Consider the following 18,070-nt stretch of genomic DNA (forward strand, 5'->3'; position numbering starts at 1 on the left):
CAAACCATGACACTGTTCCAGGTCATCAAGCAAGCGGCTGCCGCCATCATGGGCCAGCCGGCAGCGCCGTCCCCGCCCAAGGATGAAGTGCCGGTGGGCACTGGCGCAGACAACGAGTACCAGATCCTGATCAATGGTGTGCCGAATCTGTTTCGCGACGAAGGCGACCATGTGGTTCACTTTATTGCCGTCTTCGATAGCCAGATTCAGCATACGACTTATGGCGACAAGGTCCTGCCGGAAGTCGTTCCGCGCTGGAGCAAGCTCGACCGGCACGAGGGCGATGGCGTAACGCCCCAGTCCGTGGCCGAATCTGTCATGCGTCAGGCGGAAGACCGCCTGCCAGTGGCAGCGCCTGCAGCAGCCCAGGACAACCCGGCCGAGTCGCGGCAATCAGGACACGCTGACCGTCAGATGCCGCACCGCGCACCCACAAAGTCGGCGGAGGCCCGTCAAGAAGGGCATGCCTCCCGGTCCAACTACACGGTCGGTACCCTGATCGAGTGGGGCGAAATGGAATTCCCGAATCGGAAGCCTGGCGGCAGGGCGACGTACACATCCTTTGCGGTCAAGCTGGACACTAGTGCCGGTGAGAAGACGCTGCAAGGTGAAGGTCTGAAAGACGCCCTGGCTGACGTCGCTTGTAACATCGGCGACCGCGTAGGCATTAAGCGATTGCACAAGGAGAAGGTGCCAGCCTTCCACCATGGGACCGGGCGCCCAATTCTGGACCCTGCCACCGGCGAACAAAAGCTTTGGGACCGGTGGGTCTGGCAAGTGAACCGCATTCATTGACAAGGAACCAACATGGCATCCGTAAACAAAGTGATTCTCGTCGGCAACCTCGGAGCTGACCCCGAAGTCCGGTACCTGCCCAGTGGCGACGCTGTGGCAAATCTTCGCATCGCTACCACCGATCGGTACAAGGACAAGCAGAGTGGCGAGATGAAGGAAGCCACTGAGTGGCACCGCGTCTCGATGTTCGGAAAGCTGGCAGAGATTGCTGGCCAGTACCTGCGCAAGGGCTCGTCGGTCTATATCGAGGGCCGCATTCGTACGCGCAAGTGGCAGGACCAGTCCGGCCAGGACAAGTACAGCACCGAGATCGTCGCAGATCAGATGCAAATGCTTGGCGGTCGCGGAGGTGCCAGCGATGGCGATAGCGATTCCGGCACGGATCGCTCGGCGTCGCAGCAAAGTCCTGACAGCGCGCAGCGGTCGGCCCCGACGGGGCAACGCCAGCCGCCCGCGCGTCGGCAGCCTGCACAGGCGCCGTCGAATGGCTTCGGAGATTTCGACGACGATATACCGTTCCGCCAACCGGCAGCGCTCGATGGGATTCCGTTCCGCTATGACGGCGCACCGATGTATTGACGTGTAGTTGATCGCAATACCCGTCTTAACTGTCTGCTACCGGGGCCACCGGTAGCAGCAGTCACTCTTCTCCAGGCCGCCCGGCCATTCCCTCCTCCGTTTGCGCGAACGTGATGCTGAAAAGACCTTCTGGCTTCTGCCGGGATGTCTTTTGAGCAAGCGTACCTTCGCCTGTCACAGGCATCGACAAACCTACTCCACCTGGAGTCCATCCCATGAAGCTGAAAGACCTTAGTGAAATTGTTGCAGACTGGTCGTCCGATCAATGGGACGCCCTCGTAGAGCAGTACTTGCCGGCATCGGCTCTTACCGACGCCTTCTGGCGTGGCCGCCCTGGACCGTGTCCGATGTGTGGTGGGCATGATCGATTCACCTACACCCGCAAGCGGAATCGCGGCGACTGGGTATGCCGAAAGTGCAACGACGGGAGCCCTGCTGGCGGCGACGGCCTTGAGCTTGTCCGCCGGTACACCGACATGTCGTACTTGGAGCTGAAGTGCCGGCTGAACGGCCAGTCCATTGATCCCGTTCCTGTCGTCGCCCATAGGCCGCGGCCATCAAGACGAGAGTCTATGAGTCCCGCAGATCTGTTGCGCTGCGTGATGAAGCAAGTCGATTCGTCGAGGCCGCTGACGGCGGGCGACCACGGTATGCGTTACCTGGCTGCCCGTGTTCCTGGCTTATGCGCACCACTGCCACAGGGGTTGCGACTGGCCACACAGGAGTACTGGCATGAGAAGGAGATCGTAGGTCGGTATCCCACGATCGTTGCTGAGTACCGTCTACCAGACGGAAGGATTGCGACGGTTCACCGGACTTCACTGGATCCCCACAAGCCTGAGAAGGCACTGGTCATTTCGAAGGACGGCGAGATCCTACCCTCGAAGCGAAACTACCTGACAGCGTTGCCGCTTGATGGTGGGGCAGTGCGCTTGATGTCACCGCGTAAGGGGGAAATCGGCGTCGCCGAAGGCCTCGAGAGTGCGTATGCCGCATACATGCTGTTCCGCGTGCCGACTTGGTTCTGTCTGAACCGCGTCGAGCTGAGCAGATTCGTGGTGCCAGATGGCTTGGGCATCCATACCGTGCACATCTTTGCGGACTTCGACAAGGTCGACGCAAAGACGGGCAAGTCCCCCGGGATGGCCGACGCACTGACGTTGCAGAAGCGGTTGCGTGCGGCCGGCTTCAACGCTGTGCTGCATCGACCGAAGGTCCGGGGTACTGATTTTTGTGATCAATGGCGAACGGAGTACCAGCTTCGCCAGATGTCCCTACGGGCTGCCGTCGCAGCCTGACCTTTCCGCCACCGCCTGGTGGCATCACTTTTCAACCTCTGCCCTGTGGGACCGACCCACAGGGGCGGAGTCCCCCATGTGGCAGGTCTCTCTGGAGAATGCAATGCCGCAGAAGGGCTTCACCATGATCGTCAATAAGCTGCACATTCACGCTATGCGCAGCACGCCGAACCGTGACGTGCAGGCTGGCCAGTCGGAGGCCCAGTTCTTCCACATCTATCGCCGCGACGACGCTGGCCGGATGGTGTTGGTAGAACGCAGCCTGTCTCTCGATTCTGCATTCGATTTCTGCTTGCCGACGCTGCACTAATCCGGCCTTCCCCTTAACGACAAAGCCCAGCATATTGCTGGGCTTTTTTCGTTTGCGGCGCGTTGCTGGCTACGGGGTCAGCCTGCCTTGCGCGCCTTGACGCCGCGATAGTAGTACACTACCCCCTCGATGACGCAGTAGCAGATCACGACTGCGAATACAAATCGGTTGATGTCGTGGTTGGTCGAAAGATAGTCGAAGAATGTCATGTCCGTTTCTCCTGAAAGTTTGTTGCAGCTTGCCACACAAGAGGACGATGTCAAGCCATCGGCTTAGTAGCGGGCGATTGCGTTATTGAGCGCGTCGATGTCGATGCCGGCCAAAGGGTCCGTGTTGCCAGGACCGGTCGCCGGAGAATTCGTCACCCCACTGGCGGGGGGAGCCGGAGTCGTTGCCGGGGTTGGCATCGAGGCTTGGTATTGCAGAGTGGGCACAGCCGGCTCAGGTATGCGCGTCTCCTGCAGAGGCGGAGAAGGCACGGCCACAGGGACCTGCTCCGGACGGGTATGCGTTGGTGAACCTGCCATCGGAGGCCAAAGGTGATTATCCGATACACCTGACCTGCCGGACTGAAGGCCGCGCAACGCCAGCATGCGCAGCATGAAGGACCGCTCGCGTGCCCCGGAAAATTGCCGCAGGTATGCCAGCAGTTCGGGTTCTGACAGCGTCACGGTCATCTGAAGCTTGTCGTCCATTGAATGCCTCAGGCGGTGCGGGTAGCCTGCTGTGCTGCGCCGATTGTGTAGAAGCCACGAACGTTCGCGAAGCAGGGGGCCTCCATCATGTGGATGACGTTAAGCGGGAAGGCCGCGCGAATCGCCGGAGCATAGAGCTGTGCGCCCCCACCAGTCAGGATGATGGCTCGAAGATCATCGGTGCGTCCGACACGGCTCTGGATCTCTTTGACCGGTTGATGGGTGAGCGCCATTGCCTCGGCGAGGTAGGGGCCGACATCCAGATTTTGGCCGAAATACACGAGGGGCTTGGCCTCTCGGATGGCCTTGTCAATGCGCTCGATGCCGTCGACTGTTTCGCCACGATCCGCGGTAATCAGGCTTGCGACCTGCTGATGGATGCGTGCCGCCCCGCCTGGTACTCCGCCACTGCGGGTATCGTGAACCGTATAGCCGCGGGCAACCACCCAGTCCGTGGTGAAGTAGCCCACGTCGATGACAAGGTAGGCGTTGTCAGGATCGTAGGCCTTGCCGCTTTGCTGGATATAGTTGATGAGTGTGCCAAGCGGCTGCGGCAAGGGAAGCACACTGCCAATATGGACGTTGCCCCATCCGAAGTCATGGTCGCCGGCGAAACGGTCCTTGAGGTGGGCGGCATACTTCTGTGTGTTGTGGACCGGGAGGCCCAATACTAAGCGTTCTACTTCCCTGGCCCCAGCATAGTAGAGGGCACCGCCGAGTAGTGCAGCATAGTTCGCGGAAGCTGTGAAGTCTTCCGCCAAGGCACGACCAGTATTCACATGGGCGCCGCTGAATTCCACACCCGGACCCACTTCATACCGTGCACCGTCGACTTCGACCGTGATGACATTGCGACCCTTGAAGACGCCGCCGCCGAAATCGTTCAAGGCTGTGTTGGCTGCAAGCGGGGCGAGGGACGGAAACATGTTCATCTTGATCTCCGACCCGAGCGCCCAGGCGGACTTGGTATTGCCGTAGCCGACGTCGATGGCAAAGGTTGGGTACTTGATGTGTTCGATTTGTTGCTTCATGGTCCACTTCCTTGCAGGTGGTTTGGGTTCACTCAGTTCGATGTGCCGTGGCCGAAAGAGGTCAGCCCCAGTCAGTCCAAGTCGCTCCAAGTCAGCCATAGTGGCACTTGATGTCGCCAAGTCCCTCCCCGCCGATGAGCAAAGTGGCATTTCGAAGGACATGATTTGATCAAGTGCCATGTGATCGGTCTTGGTTCAATTTCGTGGCACATCGTCATGACCCACTCTACCGTCGAAAAATTGAAGTCAAGTCACTGAAAGCTCGCGAAATTGGCGGCGATTTCGTTGCGACGGCTTGGAGCTTTGGTTTATGCTTGGCATACCTTCAGCGTCCCCGACGCATCGACCTCGCCACCAGTGAGTGGCAAATCAGTGCCCAAGTCCGTCTCAACATTGACCCCGGGCGCCTGTCTGTCCAAGCCGCACAATGTCGCGGCATTTTTTTCAATCGGCTCAAGTAGATACTGGCCCACACTGAGGACCCCGGACACCGCGATACCAATTGGCTTTGCGGCCGGTTTTGGGAAATTGGTCAAAATGAGGACATGTGCAGACCGGACACCGGACACCTGCGCAGCCTCCATCCCTTCCACTTGCCCAGCTGCGAAACGCGGGGTAAGCGAACGCTGGAACCCGATACACCGCGGTTCAGATGTCGCTACCTGACGGGCAGGACGTAGGTTGAGATCACTCAACCGGACGATCCATCTCCTATCGAACGGCGTGCGCGGCCGTCACCAAACAGCGCAACAAGAGTTACGCGGGCGGCGTAGCAGGGTGCTTGCACCGTGCTGCGTTCATGCTGGAGTGCGGTTCCTCCAGCAACCGGGTAGCCCGGCGGGCCGGTTTGCGCGTGAGCGCGATCAGTCAGTCGGGACAGTCATGCACGTTCTTCCACGTGAGGGCTGATCAGCCAATGGAATCGCTAACGGATACGGAAGAGCAGGACCATGGCCGATGGCTAAACGGCACGATGGACGGGACGTGGGCAAGCGGTGTTACGGGGAACACCAGGGCCGCTCGGACCGTCGGGACTGGATAGACAAACGAGGTAGCAGATGCGGCAAGACGCGGTCTTTGACATTCGCGGGCTGTTGGCCAAGTACGAGCTCCCCACGCGCATGAAGGCGGAACTGCATGCGGTGTTGGCTGACAACCTGAAGAGGATCCTCAGCCAGACTCGGGTGAGTCTCAAGCGCGCGTCACTCAAGACGCAAGAGCGACGTATGTACACGGTATGTCGCGCGTTCGTGGAACTGCGCGAGCAGCGGTTCATGATCGAGAGTCCCCATTCTCTCCGCCACAAGCATATCCAGGCGCTGGTAGACAGGTGGGTCGCGGAAGGCCAGGTCGGTGGCACGATCGAGAACAAGCTGAGCCATCTGAAGGCATTCTGCCAATGGCTTGGCAAGCACGACCTCATCCGTTCCCTTGGCGAGTATGCAGATAGAGAGGCACACGGACTCGCACGGTCCTACGTCACGACGGCGGACAAGTCATGGGAGGGCAACGGCGTTGATCCGGGGATGGTGATCGCGGAAATCGCCAAGACGGACAAGCATGTGGCTGTGCAGCTGAAGCTACAGGCGGCGTTCGGACTGAGGATCGAGGAGAGCTGGTCGCTCAAGATCGCCACGGCCCTAAAGAACCTGGACACGCTTCGGGTGGTCGACGGGACGAAGGGGGGACGTAAGCGGGAAGTTCCCGTTCGGTTGCAGTTGGAGGTGCTGGAGGAGGCCGCCCGGCTCATGGATCCGGTCAGCGGGTCAACCACGCCTGCGAGTTACTCGATAGGGCGTTGGCGTAGCCACTACAACGCGGTACTCCGCAAGCACGGTGTCTACAAGAAGGGGCTGGGAGTGACCAGTCACGGCTTGCGTCATGGATGGGCACATCAGTTGTACGAAGAGATCTCAGGTTCGCCCGCACCAGTCAAGGGAGGCTCGGCACCTGAGCTCGAAGCCCACCGCCAGGCGATTCAGGCTGTCGTACTCGCGGCAGGCCACAGTAAGGTATCCAAGAGCGGGGCCTACCTTTCGACGCTGTCGGCTATGGCTGCACTGGACCGGCCCAGCGTGACTCGGGAGGAAGCCGAGGCGGCGCTGCGTCGGCACGATGGAAACAAGAGCAAGGCGGCGGAGGAATTGGGCATCACTCGCCAGAGCCTCTATCGGCGCCTCAGCGGCGCGCAAGTTTAACCAGGAGCTATTCCCTATGTACGAGATCAAGCAGTACTCACAATTAGAGCTGGCACAAATATTCGCGGTGGGTCTGTCTCCCGAAGCGGTGAATCTCTGGCCGCGGATCGAACTGCCGGAGGCAGTTGCCATGGTCGCGCGCGCCGCGCTCGCCGGGGATCCAGATAGCCCTTATGCACAGGAAGACCTTGGCAACGCTGTTCGTCCTCGAAGCGGCCTGCGAACGCCCTGGGGTTGCATCGTGGTCGAATTCTCGGAGGCCGAGTCTGCTCTGGAGGTGTTGGTCACGGTTGCGGGATACCTCGATCAGGATCCGTACCTCGAACTTCAGCATCTGCGCCGGGACGGCGAAGAGGTCGGACTATTTCTGTCGGATGTTGCCGGACCTATTCTGGAGGACTTGGCGAGTTCGCTTCTCGCTGATAGCAGACTGGAGTGGCAGGACAATGGCGAAACCAATCAGCTATTTGAGATGGTTGGCTTCTTCCAAGCTTCCGATGCCAGGGCGCTTGCGGAAGCGGGGCAGCTGCTAGGGATGTGGTTGGCTGGAATGAACGTTCCGGAGTTGCTGCGGGTGTGCCAACGACCGGCGTTTCTTTCGAGCATCAACGAACGGTCAGGCCTCGCGTTGTCTGTTGCCACCAGCAACAATGCGCGATGGGCATGACATGCTCTTGAGGGTTGAGGACGCTCCTACAGATTTTCTGGAAAGCTCATCGTTTTGTGTCGTCTTTCCGAGAAAGGGTGGCGTGCCAGCGTGGTCCAATCTTGGTGTCTATGACCATGGAGAACGGAAAATGACGAAAGCCGAACTGATCGACGCCATCGCCTGCGGTGTGGATGGGCTGACGAAGACCAAGGCCGAGGAGGTGCTGAATGTGACGCTGACCGCGATCATGGAGGCTGTTGCCAAGGGCGAGGGCCTGAACTTGATCGGCTTCGGGTCCTTCAGCAAGGGTGAGCGCGGCGAGCGACTGGCGCGCAATCCCCGCACGGGCGAGGAGATCAAGGTGGAAGCTGCCAAGACCGTGAAGTTCAAGGCCGGCCAGCGATTCCGGGATGCTGTCAATCAGGAGTGATTAGCGTCAGGAACGGTGCTTGTCCGCGAAAGGCACGTCTTTTGGCGTGCCTTTCGTCTTTTTGAAAGGAACATGTTCCTTCCGCGGCCGCGATGGCTGGCTAACGTGCGTAGGCGAGGGCCAGCGAAAGGATTGCGCTTGCGTCGCGGATCACGTGGTGGAGAGCGTCCGGCGCCGGCGAGTCTGCGACGGCTTCGCCCGATGCAAGCCATGCGAACGCGACGCGGCGGGCCGGCTTCTCACCTGGGTGCGGGGTGGGAGGGGGCAGGTCCATCGCCGTGGCGTTCATGGTCTTGGGGAGTGCCGGAAACGGGTTGATCCCGGAGAAGTGCTGCAGCTCAGCCACGCTAATGACGCTGTACGCGGGCGTCGCGTCGTTGCGGACGATGTAGACAGCGGCCCCAACGCCTGGCACGTAAATCGCCTTCCAGACGAAGTCGGGAATGCGCACGTGGCCCAGCGTTCTCGGGGTGCCGACAAATGCGGGACCGGTCACCACCTGGATGGCGCCGTGCTGGCGGGCCAGCCTGCGCGTGGACGTTTCAAGGTGGCTCCAGGTGCGGCGGTTCGACACGCTGTTTTGCGGGACGACGTTGGCGAGGCTGAAGCTTTCCGCTTGTGATGCCTTGTCGGGGAAGTCGCCGCTTGGGGCGAGGTGCCCTCGGTCCATGCCCGATCCGCGTCGGTAGTCGGCCAGCCTGGCGCGGTCGGCTTCGGGCAGTCGGTCCTCTTCGTAGAAGTCGCTGTCGCGTGGCAGCTTGCGCGCGGCGTCGACAGCCTCGCGGGTGAGACGCTCGGCAGCCCAGAGGGCCGTGCGTGTCTGGCTCGAGTAGAGAACGGCGTAGGCGCGGTAGCACAGCAGTTGCGTGCGAGCCGCCGTTTGAGTTGTGGGTTGGCCCGCAGCAAGCACGTGGGCACAAGCCTCTCCCGTGTCGTGTGCGCTTGCCGAGAGGGACGAGAGGGCGAGAACGACTGCGGCGATAAGCGGGCGGGTCATCGGAAACCTCATGGGAATGAACATGCCTCCAGCTTGCCCGCCGCTGCGCAATGTCAAGGCTGCCAGTGATCCGGCAGGCTGTCGATGGCCTTGCCGATGAACTCTTCCATGTCGAGGAGCGGCCAATCCTGATCCGCCAAACCTTCCTCTGCGACCTCCGCGGCCAATGCCGGTACATGCTCGAAGCGCACCATCGGAGCCCCGTCAATATGGATGATCCTCGCGCGCTGCAGCAGCTTTTGGTAGCGGGCGGCTTGCGAGAGAACAGTTTCGGGCGGGCCGACGTGCTTGAACTCGTAGCTGGGCTGGGTAAGGGCTGCAGCCATCGCCGCGAACTTGGGGCCGTTGGTTTCCCAGTCGCTGGTTGTGGAGGCGAGCAGGTTGAGGAAATAGGGGATGTCGGAGGAGGTCAGGGCACGCCGGGCCATCATGGAGATGGCTTCCTGGTCGGCCGGGCGGAGGTCGACGCGGCTGTTCCAGAAGGCGCTGAGTCGCGGGAAGGCGGCGTCCCTATTCCTGGGATCATTCTCGACCGGCGGCGTTGACATCCCGCATTCGTCGCAGGCGATGACGGCCTGGAGCCGGCCGGCGACGTAGGTGGGCGCGCCGTCGCAGTGGGCGCATTGTAGAAGGCCGCTAGGCATGGCGAAATCCAGTGCTGAAAAATGCCGGCATTATGCCTGTCCGCGGCCGGGGCTCGGTCAGTTCTGGTCGCCGGCGTGTTCGGAAGTTGGATTGCTGGCCGCCAGGTAGTGGGCTGTGGTGCTCAGGAGGCCTCTTCGGGTCGTGCCCTGAAAACCTTGGAGCATCTCAGCGTGGTCACGCAAGGCCGCGCCGATCTGCCAGAACTCGTTGAGCCAGTGGCCGGGCTCGCCCATCGGGCCGCCCATCCGGCCGGTGGCGATTGCGCCCCGAATGGCGAGGACGGTTTCCGGTTCGGGATACTCTTGTTCTTCGTTCATGTGTTGCTGCATTGAGGAATGGCCGGGTGTTAGAGGACGAAGTCCATCAAGCCAATGCATGTGCTGATCGACCTGAACCACGCGTCTACGTACTGGTAGTCGTGTCTATCGACGACGAATACTCGTCCATCATTGGCCCGCAGGAGGAACACATACAGATCATCACGTGTGCCAGTGAAGCAGATGCCTTTGGATTTGAGATCGCGATCCTCGGTCGCCTCTATGATGTCTTCGGCTGCCCACAGTGCCGAGCCGTCGCCAGAGAGCCCTTTCGGATGTTCGGCGAGAAATTCGGCAAACTCCTCGGGCACCGGAACGCCGAATGTCGATACGAACCAGTTGGAAAATGATGAGGGCATGATCGCCTTCTAATGTGTTCGGGTGACCCTTTGGGAAGGGAGGGATGCGACCGCGGCACCGCCGACCTGGTTAGACGGGCCGGAGGATCAGCAGTGCCGCCACATCAGACCATACCGCGAGCGATGGCACGCCGGCCGGCCTCTGCCACGTCAAGCGAGGTTACAGGGAAAGCGTCATGCAGGACGCCGTCTAGCTGCCGGCCTGCTGCCTTCTTGCCCACGCGATGCATGACGGTGACCGGGAAACGGCCTTCGTCGCGCGCTCGGATGAAATCGTCTCCTTTCATTAGCTGCTGGCCGTGCTTGTCGAGGCAGATGCCGCCGCCGACCCAGGTGCTGGCCTCGTTTGCCCACTGCTCAAACGTCTCGAAGCTTCGGAATACCGGCTCGCCGGTGGTCGTGAGCACAGTGGCCGTGTGCCATTCGCCCCATTGCTTGAGGAGGAAGGGCACGCCCGCCGCAGCGCACTGATCGCGCAGGCTGCGAGACCAAGCGGGGTGCATCGGGCGTGCATCGCTTCCGCTCTCACCGCCTGCGATGATCCAGTCGATCGATCCAGGGTTGTAATCGTTGCCGGACGTGTGCAACAGCTCGCCCGTGATCGTCGAGAACACGTCAACTTGGCTGAGCAGTGGCTCCATGGACAGGAAGCGGGTCTTTGCTGGGACGCGCAACAGCTTTGGAATGTCGCGCTCCGCTTCGACCTGATTGACGATCGTGGCTCCCAGCCAGATGTCGGCCGGTGCGTTGCCGGCGATCCAGGTGGCCAGCCACGGCACCAAGGGATTCTCCGCGCAGTCGTCGCGCAGCATCAGTGCGTTGAACGCGTCGCCCAGTCGTTTCATGGCGTTGCCGATGCGCTTGGTCAGCACGAGCTTGTCGAGGTTTGGAGTCTGCCGCCACACATTGAGCATGTCGATGAACCATTCCATCGGCGCCGCGTTGTCGAACACATCGGCCAGGCTCGCGCAGAAGACGCGCTGGCGGCGGCCGTGCACCGCGGCGAAGGCGGCGTGCGCCAGGTTCCAGCGGAACGGCTTGCGCCAGTTGGTGGCGGACGTGCGCCGGCGGGGGGCGCCGGGCCCCCAGTTCTGGGCCTGGCCACCGCCAAAGCGGGCATTACGGGTCTCCGCGTAACAGTGGTCACAGCCAGGGCCAACATGCTGGCAGCCCTCCCACGGATTCCAGCTGTGGTCGGTCCATTCGATCTTTGTGTTTTCGCTCATTGTTGGTGGTCCTCGAACAGGTCCAGGGTTCGTGTGTCGCGCTCGGGCCGGTTGGCCTCGACGTGGAGGTGCGATGCAATCGAGCCGCAAAGCTCGCAGACACCTCGCCCGACGCTGACTGGCGAGCGCGGCTGCGACGCGCGGCCGATGTCCGTAGCGGCAGGTGTCTTCGGGGAGATATGAGGGGCGGCAGGTTTCATTGGGCTGGCTGGTTAGCTTGTGCGCGGCTACATTGGAGTCAGCGTATCGCGCGGTGGGCATTGTCAAGACGGGGGACTGCTATGTGGACCTGCACCGAATGCCGGATGTCGGTGATGTTTTCGGCGGCCGATCCAGAACTGGACGAGAGAGGCTTCTTTTTCATCTGCAAGGGATGCGGCCATCGAAATCCGCTGCGCCGAGTAGGGCCGACCGAACGAGGTGAGGACGATCCGCTTTGTCTGGCTCAGGTTGTGGACGCCTGAGCCATGTTCAGCGGCGCCGCGGCGGTCGCGTTGGGGCAGCCTGGTGCGGAACCGGGAGACCGTAGCGGCCTGCTGCGGCTCGCAGATCGGCGACAGCCACACTGTCGCTTGCGAGCGCTGCGAGGATCGCATGCGCGAACCCGTGGAGTGCCGCCAACTCTTCTCCGATGGGGCCGTGCGTGTAGAGATACAGGCCGCTCGGCACGCGTCGCACGGCTGTGGTTTCCCTGGCCATTCGTTGCAGCAGCGCTTCAGCCATGTCCAGCCCGATACCGAGATGGCGCTCCAGTAGCGCAACCGACGCGGCGCGGTGTTGATGCACCAGTTCCAGCGCTTTGCCATACAGGGCGTCGGCGATCGGGATCCGATCAGCGTGCATCGGCTGCCCGTGTGCCAGCCGGCGGCACGCGCACGCTGGAAATCGACGTGGCTACCGCATCCCATTCCAGAAAAGGAACGCCGGCAGTCTGGTAGTGCTGGCGCTTGCTCGCCATCCGAGCGTCGTACTCGGGATTGCCGGCCATGCCGAGTACTTCGATGACCGTTTCGGGCTGGACATCGGTCAGGACGAAGTCGGGGTGTACCTCCGCTCGGCCGATATGCCGCAGCGGCTTGCGAAATGCCCGGCGCAGAGCGACCAGGTGATCGGCCATGGCGACCTCATGGGAGGAGTCGCAAGGCAGAAACTGCCGGTTGGCCAGCATGGCGCCAATATCGACGACCGTCAGGTAGTTCGAGCGGGACTTCTCAATGAGCAGGACAGCGACACACCGTTGCTCGGTCCGTCCGATGCCGGCCAGCGCAGTGCCAAAGGAAGCCTGCAGGCGTTCGTACAGTCCCGAGGACATGAAGAACCGCTGCGTGCTCTGGCGCAGGACGACCTTCCCTCCGTACTGGGTGGCGGCGTGCGACTCGATTTCGCCGATCAGAATGCCGCGGGGATTCCCGGCGGCGGTAGGCGAAAGCCTAGCCTGCCACGCCTCGAACTCGGCCAGGATTTCGGACTTCCGCGCCGGGTCCCACCGCTGCATGACGTGCAGCAGCCCGTCGGCGTCCTTGCCATTGATCCTGCAATCGGCCAGTTCGGCCGTCAACTGTGACCAGCAGCCGTTCCAGCTGCGGGCACCGGTACCAGGCCAGACATTAAGACCGGCCTGCTCCCAAGCGAATTCGAGGAACGCCAGCAGGCCTGCGGATCGCCGTTGCGGCTTTGTGCTCTGGCCCTTCGGCGTTCGCTGGACGGTTTTGGCCGGTGTGTGGGTGCTGACCGAAAGTGAGGCGTCGAGGCGGATATCGTGGCGGCCATCGCGCATGCGGAATGCGTCGAGACTGTCGGCGGCGCCGGGCGTTGTCTGGGTCTTCCGGTGGAAGGGGCATCCTTCGGCGTGCCGGAACGCCTGTTCCGGCCAGCGCGCGAGCAGGAAAATATCGCGGTGTCGCCGGATCACCAGTTTGGGCCGCGGCCGGCCCTCTGCGCAGCCGCATTCCGCGAATCCCTGGATCGTCTTGGCACGCTCGAGGTGGCGCGCGTAGCGGCCGGGATCTTCCAACACCTCATCCAGCGGGTACTCGTTCCCGCCAATCCGCACGGTGATCATGGTCTCTCCTTTAGACACCGGCTTCCCGGAACATGGTGTAGAGGTCGCGCCGGATCTCGCTCACATCCAGCAGGCGCTTCGCGCGTGTCATGGCGACGTAAAGCAGGCGCATCTCTTCCGGTGCCATGGTGAGTTCGCCGTCGTCGCCGGTCCTGAACTTGAAGTCGCCGGCGAGCTGCACGCGCTCCCATTCGAGGCCCTTGGCCCGGTGGACGGTCGACACAATGTAGTCGGCCTCATCCTCTGGCGAGACGCGGGTGAGGATCAGGCGCAGATAGTCCACGCCCTCGTTGTCGATCAACGTGACGAGGGGCTTCAGGTCGCGGCCGGCGAACGATTCAGCATATTCCTGGACCTCTTCCCACGTTTCGAACAGGGCGAGGGTGGCGGGGTAGCCGATGCGCTGGCCGCGCATGAGCTGCTCGGCGCCGTCGGCAAAGGCGCGGAGCTCGTCGACGTTGGCGCGCACCGCCACGCGATCGCCCCGGCCGATGCCCTGGGCAAGGTGGGTCAGGACCGTCGCGTTCTTGCGGCACAGGATGGCGTCGAAGCGATCCTGTTCCGGCGTTGAGTCGTGCAGGATCCAGGATTCAACGTGGTCCTGTCCACGGACGGGCGTTTCCTCGTCCATGAGCCGCAGCACGCGGCTGGCCAGTTGAGCGATGGCCGGGCCGAAACGGAACGATTCGGTGAGAGCGCATTCAGGTGCACGAATATGCTCCATGGCGTTGACCGCGCCGCGCCATTCGTAGATCTGCTGGTACGGGTCTCCGACGTAGATGACCTGGGACTGCTGCGCGCGCAGCACCGACAGCATCAGGCCATCGGCATCCTGCGCTTCGTCGAACAGGATGAAGTCGGCACCAATGCGCGGCCGGCTGCGCTCCCACCTTTTTACGTAGACGTCGTGAACGATCGCTGACGGGGAAGCGGGGTCGAGGTATTCACCCCAGAGCCGCTTGACGTAGGGCAGCAGCGAGTCGCGCAGATGCTCGGCCTTCTCCTCCTTCACGATCGACTCCACTGGAATGTGCCACGCAAGAGGCTCGGCCTGTGCGGAGCGGCAGAAACGCGCCGCGCCGTCCATCACCATTCGGGCGACCTTGCTGGCGCTCAGTTCGAGGTCCTTGCCGATCGTCGTCGGCAGGCGCAGCTTGGCGAGACCGTAGCGCAAAGCGAGCTGATGCGGCGGCTCGACCGGGTTCTTCAGCTTGCGGGTGATTTCCGGTGGCGTGGCGCTGAACGCGAGCGAGTGGACGGTACGGCAGCGGGTGTTCTGCGGGAATTTCTGGGCAGCCTCGGTGGCGATGTCCTTGTTGAAGGCCAGATACAGCCCTCGCGCGCGGCCGCGGGCCGCGGCAGCCAGGCGTAGCGTCGACGTCTTGCCGGCGCCCGCATACGCCTTGACTTTCAGCGGCCCGCCGGCCTTGACCGCGTCGACAACGGAAGCCTGTTCGTCGGTGGGGACCATCAGGCGATCTCCAATGCAGTTTGCTCGGGCAGCGAGGCTAGAACGCGTCGGCGGATGGCCAGTGTGTCTGCACGTGCGGCTTCCGAGCGTCGCTCATACTCGCCGCTGACGGTGTCCACGATGTAGGCGAAGTAGAGCGCGGTAGTGGGCCCGGTCCAAGCCTGCCACTTTGCGCGGATCTCGGCCCGCTGGTCATCGGAGAGCGAGAAGTAGCTGGCGCGCTTTTCGCGCCAGACGCGTGCGTACAATGCCCGCGTTGTCTTTTCAAGGCTGTCGGATCGCCGTTGCCGCCGGGCAAGTTCCTCGTGGGGAGAATGCTGCTCGGCCGCCACGTGATCCGCAAAGAGCGGGTACCTGTCGCGCTCGCGCTGCTGTTTGCGCGCGAAGGCGGCCCGGCGACGGGTATTGAAGTCGATGGGTGTGTGGCGTTCGAGGCGGGAGAAGCGCATGGCGGGAAGGTTTGGATTGCTCTTACATCCAAGATACCGAGGCCGTCGAGAAGTCAAGGCGGCCGGCGCGCATGTTGCGCCGCGTACCATTCTCAGCCCGAATTCCGCCGCACGTGGACATGAAAACTATAGAATTTGCCGCGTCTTTTACGGAAAGCCATGTCTGAGCTCCCCATTCTCAAGTTCCGCGAGGTGTCCCTCGGCGCGCGCCCGAAGGGCGAGCGCGAAGCCATTCCACCGGGCGATCCGTCCTACGACGACATCGCGCTGATGGATGCACTCACCTTCCGGCGCTATCTGGATCGTGTCTTCTGGCATCCGCGTAGCGAGGTGCTGCGCTTCGAAGTGCGGGCCGTGCCCTCGCCGGCGGGCAGAATCTATGACGTGGTGGCGCTGGTTGCGCCCGGCGAGGGCGAGGTATGGTTTTCGGAACAAGCGTTGCCCGCCCGGTGGGACTACGTGGCGATCACCGAGATCAACTACGGGCTATCGAAGCGGCTTCGATCGGAACTCAAGGCCACAGGCAAGATCCCCGACGACTACCAGGCCTTCGACGATGGCCCATTGCCTGACTTCTCCAATCTGGAGAACCCCGAGGAGGTTGCGCAGCGGCGCTGGGCCGTGGTCGACCGGCTACGCGAGGCCAACCGACGAGATCGCATCGCGGCAAAGCGCGGCTGAGTTTGCGTGGCCCGCGGTTCGGTCCTTGTCCCGGCGTTAGACGCGCGGTAAGATTCGTCCACTCTCCGCGCTACTGCGCATCGACCCTGCCGGCTTACCGGCCATCTGCTTTTTCACCCATTGGGGCCTTTCCCAATGGGGAAGGCCCCGTTTTCGGAGCCTTCTCATGCGTATTTCTTCCCGTATCAGCACGCTGGCTGTTCTCGCGACCGTCATCAATCTGTTCGCGGCGCTGTACTTCCTTGTGACCACTGGTGACGATCGCCTTGCTGCCATGCAGCTGCACCTCGTTGCCGAAATCGAGTTCCTGGTTCTCATCAGCTGGCTTCTCGCGAAGCTGCTGCATCTGGATCAGAAGCCTGCCACTGCGGGCTGACCGTCCTGGTCAGCCGCCAATCCACTACCCACCGGGGAACGCTCCCCGGTGGGGCGTTTCCCCAAGTTACATCCAAGGAAACGCCATGTTCCAGAAATTCCTCGAAATCGAAGTCGGTCCCGCACCGTGGGAAGAAGAATGCGCGCAGGTCGGCAGCGATGACTATGCCAAGCGCTCTCCAATGGAGTGCGCGGTGTACATCCGCCAACTGGGCCGGATCTTCGGCGTGCACGCGCCGGAAGTGCTGTCATTCGTGCGCAGGAGCTTCCCCCACGATTTCGGCCGCTATCACGAAGTGGTGGCCTGCATGAATGCGGCAGGCCATGCGCTGTTCGATGAGTCGCGCTTGCCTGCGCAGTGGGATCACGTCGCCCGGGCCGAACTGGCCTGGCTGTGCTTGAGCGATCGCTACCGCCGCTTGCTGCGGGATGGCGACTGCGACCTGCTGGACGTGCCAGCCCTGTACCGACTTGGAACGATTCCGGATTTTCCAGATCATCCGGTCGCGCACTGGCTGGCGCTGGGTCTCGTGCCGATGCCTACCGGCCCGGCGCTGGCGTTCCACTAATCCAGCCTTACGGTAGACGAGATCGGCGACTCGGCTGGTCAGCCTGCTATCCCTTATTGGCCCGTTCGGGAGACCTCCCGTCGGGTGGTCTCCTATACATTTCTTGAGAGACCACCATGTACAAGGAAATCATTGAGCAGTTCATCGCCGCACAGACTGCAGCCCACGCCGCGTATGCCGCGGCCGCAGCTTTCGAGCGCGAGACCGTCGCCGCGATCCCTGACCACTATCGATCGGTCGAGCTTCGCAGCGAATACCGTACGGCGCAAGAGCTGGAGAAGTTCTGCCGCTCGGTCGCCAGCGGCGTCGTCAATCGCGCCCGGCGCGAGTTTGCCCCCCAGGGCGCGCGTCTCGATATCGCCCACGAGGACGAGTACAAGCGCGCTGGGCTGGATATCGACGCGGCCCTGAGGGCCGGGAAGATCCCAGACATCGACGGGCTGTGGGCATCGATGGACCGCCGTTACGGCGGCCATGGCGGCGCGGAGCTGGCCTACCAGCAGGCTGCCCAGCGGATCATTTCCGGCTTCGGCCTCAACCGCAAGCGCGAAGTCAAGCGCACCGCCTCGGCGGTGGTCCTGCGCAAGCACGTTACCTCCGAAGCCTGCTATCGGCGGACGGTGCGCAAGGTGGGCTACTACAGCTACCAGAGCACGGCGGACTGCCTGTCTGGCCTCGCCACCTTTGCCGCCAAGGCGGGTCATCAGCTGCTGGCAGGCGCGCTCAGCCAGGTCAACGTGCACGACGTCGAGTACAACTACCGCGAGAAGCTCAGCTACCCCGGTCTGGACATCGTGTTCTTTAAGGACGCCTGGGAGTTCAAGGTCTCTCACCAGGTTGCAGACGATTTGATGCTATTCCTCGGCGAGTACGGTGAGGCCTTCATGCAGGAAGCCGCGTAGGCCCCATGTAAACTTTTACGTGTGGCGCCTAA

24 protein-coding genes are annotated in these 18,070 nt (G+C 62.2%); 12 read left to right on the top strand and 12 right to left on the bottom strand.

The window, feature by feature from the left end; translation table 11 throughout:
• Positions 1–6: 6 nt before the first annotated feature.
• From E0W60_RS35695 to E0W60_RS35710, 4 genes are all read left to right on the top strand, one after another.
• Positions 7–795, top strand: coding sequence for a hypothetical protein (locus E0W60_RS35695; RefSeq protein WP_135707515.1), 789 nt, complete (start codon positions 7–9; stop codon positions 793–795).
• 12 nt (positions 796–807) lie between these two features.
• Positions 808–1,374: a single-stranded DNA-binding protein gene (locus E0W60_RS35700; protein ID WP_135707516.1), complete on the top strand. Its 567-nt coding sequence runs from the start codon at positions 808–810 to the stop codon at positions 1,372–1,374.
• A 221-nt stretch (positions 1,375–1,595) separates the two neighbouring features.
• Positions 1,596–2,672 (top strand): primase-helicase zinc-binding domain-containing protein, encoded by a 1,077-nt coding sequence (locus E0W60_RS35705; RefSeq protein ID WP_135707755.1) that lies wholly within the window; start codon positions 1,596–1,598, stop codon positions 2,670–2,672.
• A 76-nt stretch (positions 2,673–2,748) separates the two neighbouring features.
• The gene (locus E0W60_RS35710) at positions 2,749–2,982 is read left to right on the top strand and encodes a hypothetical protein (protein ID WP_240746135.1); all 234 of its coding nucleotides are present in this window, start codon (positions 2,749–2,751) and stop codon (positions 2,980–2,982) included.
• 77 nt (positions 2,983–3,059) lie between these two features.
• Here the strand turns inward: E0W60_RS35710 and E0W60_RS38160 are convergent, their stop codons facing one another.
• The 3 genes from E0W60_RS38160 to E0W60_RS35720 form a co-directional block, all read right to left on the bottom strand.
• A complete protein-coding gene (locus tag E0W60_RS38160; RefSeq protein ID WP_276609626.1) occupies positions 3,060–3,191 on the bottom strand; it encodes a hypothetical protein in 132 nt (43 codons plus the stop codon).
• Between the two features lie 63 nt (positions 3,192–3,254).
• On the bottom strand, positions 3,255–3,677 hold the full coding sequence (locus E0W60_RS35715; RefSeq protein WP_135707517.1) for a hypothetical protein: 423 nt from the start codon (positions 3,675–3,677) through the stop codon (positions 3,255–3,257).
• Positions 3,678–3,685: 8 nt separating this feature from the next.
• Positions 3,686–4,708 (bottom strand): PRTRC system protein D, encoded by a 1,023-nt coding sequence (locus E0W60_RS35720; protein WP_135707518.1) that lies wholly within the window; start codon positions 4,706–4,708, stop codon positions 3,686–3,688.
• A gap of 1,058 nt (positions 4,709–5,766) precedes the next feature.
• On the opposite strand from E0W60_RS35720, the gene E0W60_RS35725 reads away from it, so the two are divergent.
• The 3 genes from E0W60_RS35725 to E0W60_RS35735 all read left to right on the top strand — a co-directional run bounded on the left by E0W60_RS35725 (position 5,767) and on the right by E0W60_RS35735 (position 7,985).
• Positions 5,767–6,906, top strand: coding sequence for an integrase domain-containing protein (locus tag E0W60_RS35725; RefSeq protein ID WP_135707519.1), 1,140 nt, complete (start codon positions 5,767–5,769; stop codon positions 6,904–6,906).
• A gap of 16 nt (positions 6,907–6,922) precedes the next feature.
• On the top strand, positions 6,923–7,573 hold the full coding sequence (locus E0W60_RS35730; protein WP_135707520.1) for a hypothetical protein: 651 nt from the start codon (positions 6,923–6,925) through the stop codon (positions 7,571–7,573).
• Between the two features lie 130 nt (positions 7,574–7,703).
• Positions 7,704–7,985 (top strand): HU family DNA-binding protein, encoded by a 282-nt coding sequence (locus E0W60_RS35735; RefSeq protein ID WP_135707521.1) that lies wholly within the window; start codon positions 7,704–7,706, stop codon positions 7,983–7,985.
• Between the two features lie 100 nt (positions 7,986–8,085).
• Here E0W60_RS35735 and E0W60_RS35740 read toward each other — a convergent pair whose 3' ends face one another.
• From E0W60_RS35740 to E0W60_RS35760, 5 genes are all read right to left on the bottom strand, one after another.
• A complete protein-coding gene (locus tag E0W60_RS35740) occupies positions 8,086–8,982 on the bottom strand; it encodes a DNA/RNA non-specific endonuclease (protein WP_135707522.1) in 897 nt (298 codons plus the stop codon).
• A gap of 53 nt (positions 8,983–9,035) precedes the next feature.
• A complete protein-coding gene (locus E0W60_RS35745) occupies positions 9,036–9,626 on the bottom strand; it encodes a hypothetical protein (RefSeq protein ID WP_135707523.1) in 591 nt (196 codons plus the stop codon).
• Positions 9,627–9,683: 57 nt separating this feature from the next.
• On the bottom strand, positions 9,684–9,944 hold the full coding sequence (locus E0W60_RS35750) for a hypothetical protein (RefSeq protein ID WP_240746136.1): 261 nt from the start codon (positions 9,942–9,944) through the stop codon (positions 9,684–9,686).
• Positions 9,945–9,973: 29 nt separating this feature from the next.
• The gene (locus E0W60_RS35755; RefSeq protein WP_135707527.1) at positions 9,974–10,303 is read right to left on the bottom strand and encodes a hypothetical protein; all 330 of its coding nucleotides are present in this window, start codon (positions 10,301–10,303) and stop codon (positions 9,974–9,976) included.
• A 104-nt stretch (positions 10,304–10,407) separates the two neighbouring features.
• Complete coding sequence (locus E0W60_RS35760; RefSeq protein WP_135707529.1) at positions 10,408–11,529, bottom strand: phage Gp37/Gp68 family protein; 1,122 nt, start codon at positions 11,527–11,529, stop codon at positions 10,408–10,410.
• Positions 11,530–11,810: 281 nt separating this feature from the next.
• Here E0W60_RS35760 and E0W60_RS35765 point away from each other — a divergent pair, with 281 nt between their 5' ends.
• Positions 11,811–11,993, top strand: a complete 183-nt coding sequence (locus tag E0W60_RS35765) for a hypothetical protein (RefSeq protein WP_135707530.1) — start codon at positions 11,811–11,813, stop codon at positions 11,991–11,993.
• A 7-nt stretch (positions 11,994–12,000) separates the two neighbouring features.
• Here the strand turns inward: E0W60_RS35765 and E0W60_RS35770 are convergent, their stop codons facing one another.
• Genes E0W60_RS35770 through E0W60_RS35785 form a run of 4 tightly spaced genes read right to left on the bottom strand, consistent with a single transcriptional unit; the run spans position 12,001 to position 15,511 of the window.
• Positions 12,001–12,372 carry a hypothetical protein gene (locus E0W60_RS35770; protein ID WP_135707532.1) on the bottom strand — a complete coding sequence of 124 codons (372 nt, stop codon included), beginning with the start codon at positions 12,370–12,372 and terminating at the stop codon, positions 12,001–12,003.
• Positions 12,362–13,591, bottom strand: a complete 1,230-nt coding sequence (locus E0W60_RS35775; protein ID WP_135707534.1) for a DUF1173 family protein — start codon at positions 13,589–13,591, stop codon at positions 12,362–12,364. Before E0W60_RS35775 ends, E0W60_RS35770 begins: the two co-directional genes overlap by 11 nt.
• Before the next feature lie 10 nt (positions 13,592–13,601).
• Positions 13,602–15,062, bottom strand: a complete 1,461-nt coding sequence (locus tag E0W60_RS35780) for a 3'-5' exonuclease (RefSeq protein ID WP_135707536.1) — start codon at positions 15,060–15,062, stop codon at positions 13,602–13,604.
• Positions 15,062–15,511 (bottom strand): hypothetical protein, encoded by a 450-nt coding sequence (locus tag E0W60_RS35785; RefSeq protein ID WP_135707538.1) that lies wholly within the window; start codon positions 15,509–15,511, stop codon positions 15,062–15,064. The genes E0W60_RS35780 and E0W60_RS35785 overlap by 1 nt, the downstream gene beginning before the upstream one ends.
• 159 nt (positions 15,512–15,670) lie before the next feature.
• On the opposite strand from E0W60_RS35785, the gene E0W60_RS35790 reads away from it, so the two are divergent.
• From E0W60_RS35790 to E0W60_RS35805, 4 genes are all read left to right on the top strand, one after another.
• A complete protein-coding gene (locus tag E0W60_RS35790; RefSeq protein WP_135707539.1) occupies positions 15,671–16,192 on the top strand; it encodes a hypothetical protein in 522 nt (173 codons plus the stop codon).
• Between the two features lie 166 nt (positions 16,193–16,358).
• On the top strand, positions 16,359–16,568 hold the full coding sequence (locus E0W60_RS35795; protein WP_041688732.1) for a hypothetical protein: 210 nt from the start codon (positions 16,359–16,361) through the stop codon (positions 16,566–16,568).
• 85 nt (positions 16,569–16,653) lie between these two features.
• On the top strand, positions 16,654–17,136 hold the full coding sequence (locus E0W60_RS35800) for a hypothetical protein (protein ID WP_135707541.1): 483 nt from the start codon (positions 16,654–16,656) through the stop codon (positions 17,134–17,136).
• A 116-nt stretch (positions 17,137–17,252) separates the two neighbouring features.
• Complete coding sequence (locus E0W60_RS35805) at positions 17,253–18,038, top strand: hypothetical protein (protein ID WP_135707543.1); 786 nt, start codon at positions 17,253–17,255, stop codon at positions 18,036–18,038.
• Positions 18,039–18,070: the final 32 nt, after the last annotated feature.

The sequence above is a fragment of the Cupriavidus oxalaticus genome (assembly GCF_004768545.1).
Taxonomy (GTDB): Bacteria; Pseudomonadota; Gammaproteobacteria; order Burkholderiales; family Burkholderiaceae; genus Cupriavidus; species Cupriavidus oxalaticus_A.

Coding starts and splice junctions, on each gene's coding strand:
- E0W60_RS35760 (WP_135707529.1), bottom strand. CDS start 11,529: ATGAGCGAAAACACAAAGATCGAATGGACCGACCACAGCTGGAATCCG.
- E0W60_RS35700 (WP_135707516.1), top strand. CDS start 808: ATGGCATCCGTAAACAAAGTGATTCTCGTCGGCAACCTCGGAGCTGAC.
- E0W60_RS35725 (WP_135707519.1), top strand. CDS start 5,767: ATGCGGCAAGACGCGGTCTTTGACATTCGCGGGCTGTTGGCCAAGTAC.
- E0W60_RS38160 (WP_276609626.1), bottom strand. CDS start 3,191: ATGACATTCTTCGACTATCTTTCGACCAACCACGACATCAACCGATTT.
- E0W60_RS35780 (WP_135707536.1), bottom strand. CDS start 15,062: ATGGTCCCCACCGACGAACAGGCTTCCGTTGTCGACGCGGTCAAGGCC.
- E0W60_RS35775 (WP_135707534.1), bottom strand. CDS start 13,591: ATGATCACCGTGCGGATTGGCGGGAACGAGTACCCGCTGGATGAGGTG.
- E0W60_RS35800 (WP_135707541.1), top strand. CDS start 16,654: ATGTTCCAGAAATTCCTCGAAATCGAAGTCGGTCCCGCACCGTGGGAA.
- E0W60_RS35785 (WP_135707538.1), bottom strand. CDS start 15,511: ATGCGCTTCTCCCGCCTCGAACGCCACACACCCATCGACTTCAATACC.
- E0W60_RS35735 (WP_135707521.1), top strand. CDS start 7,704: ATGACGAAAGCCGAACTGATCGACGCCATCGCCTGCGGTGTGGATGGG.
- E0W60_RS35715 (WP_135707517.1), bottom strand. CDS start 3,677: ATGGACGACAAGCTTCAGATGACCGTGACGCTGTCAGAACCCGAACTG.
- E0W60_RS35795 (WP_041688732.1), top strand. CDS start 16,359: ATGCGTATTTCTTCCCGTATCAGCACGCTGGCTGTTCTCGCGACCGTC.
- E0W60_RS35805 (WP_135707543.1), top strand. CDS start 17,253: ATGTACAAGGAAATCATTGAGCAGTTCATCGCCGCACAGACTGCAGCC.
- E0W60_RS35790 (WP_135707539.1), top strand. CDS start 15,671: ATGTCTGAGCTCCCCATTCTCAAGTTCCGCGAGGTGTCCCTCGGCGCG.
- E0W60_RS35745 (WP_135707523.1), bottom strand. CDS start 9,626: ATGCCTAGCGGCCTTCTACAATGCGCCCACTGCGACGGCGCGCCCACC.
- E0W60_RS35710 (WP_240746135.1), top strand. CDS start 2,749: ATGTGGCAGGTCTCTCTGGAGAATGCAATGCCGCAGAAGGGCTTCACC.
- E0W60_RS35730 (WP_135707520.1), top strand. CDS start 6,923: ATGTACGAGATCAAGCAGTACTCACAATTAGAGCTGGCACAAATATTC.
- E0W60_RS35750 (WP_240746136.1), bottom strand. CDS start 9,944: ATGAACGAAGAACAAGAGTATCCCGAACCGGAAACCGTCCTCGCCATT.
- E0W60_RS35720 (WP_135707518.1), bottom strand. CDS start 4,708: ATGAAGCAACAAATCGAACACATCAAGTACCCAACCTTTGCCATCGAC.
- E0W60_RS35695 (WP_135707515.1), top strand. CDS start 7: ATGACACTGTTCCAGGTCATCAAGCAAGCGGCTGCCGCCATCATGGGC.
- E0W60_RS35765 (WP_135707530.1), top strand. CDS start 11,811: ATGTGGACCTGCACCGAATGCCGGATGTCGGTGATGTTTTCGGCGGCC.
- E0W60_RS35755 (WP_135707527.1), bottom strand. CDS start 10,303: ATGCCCTCATCATTTTCCAACTGGTTCGTATCGACATTCGGCGTTCCG.
- E0W60_RS35740 (WP_135707522.1), bottom strand. CDS start 8,982: ATGACCCGCCCGCTTATCGCCGCAGTCGTTCTCGCCCTCTCGTCCCTC.
- E0W60_RS35770 (WP_135707532.1), bottom strand. CDS start 12,372: ATGCACGCTGATCGGATCCCGATCGCCGACGCCCTGTATGGCAAAGCG.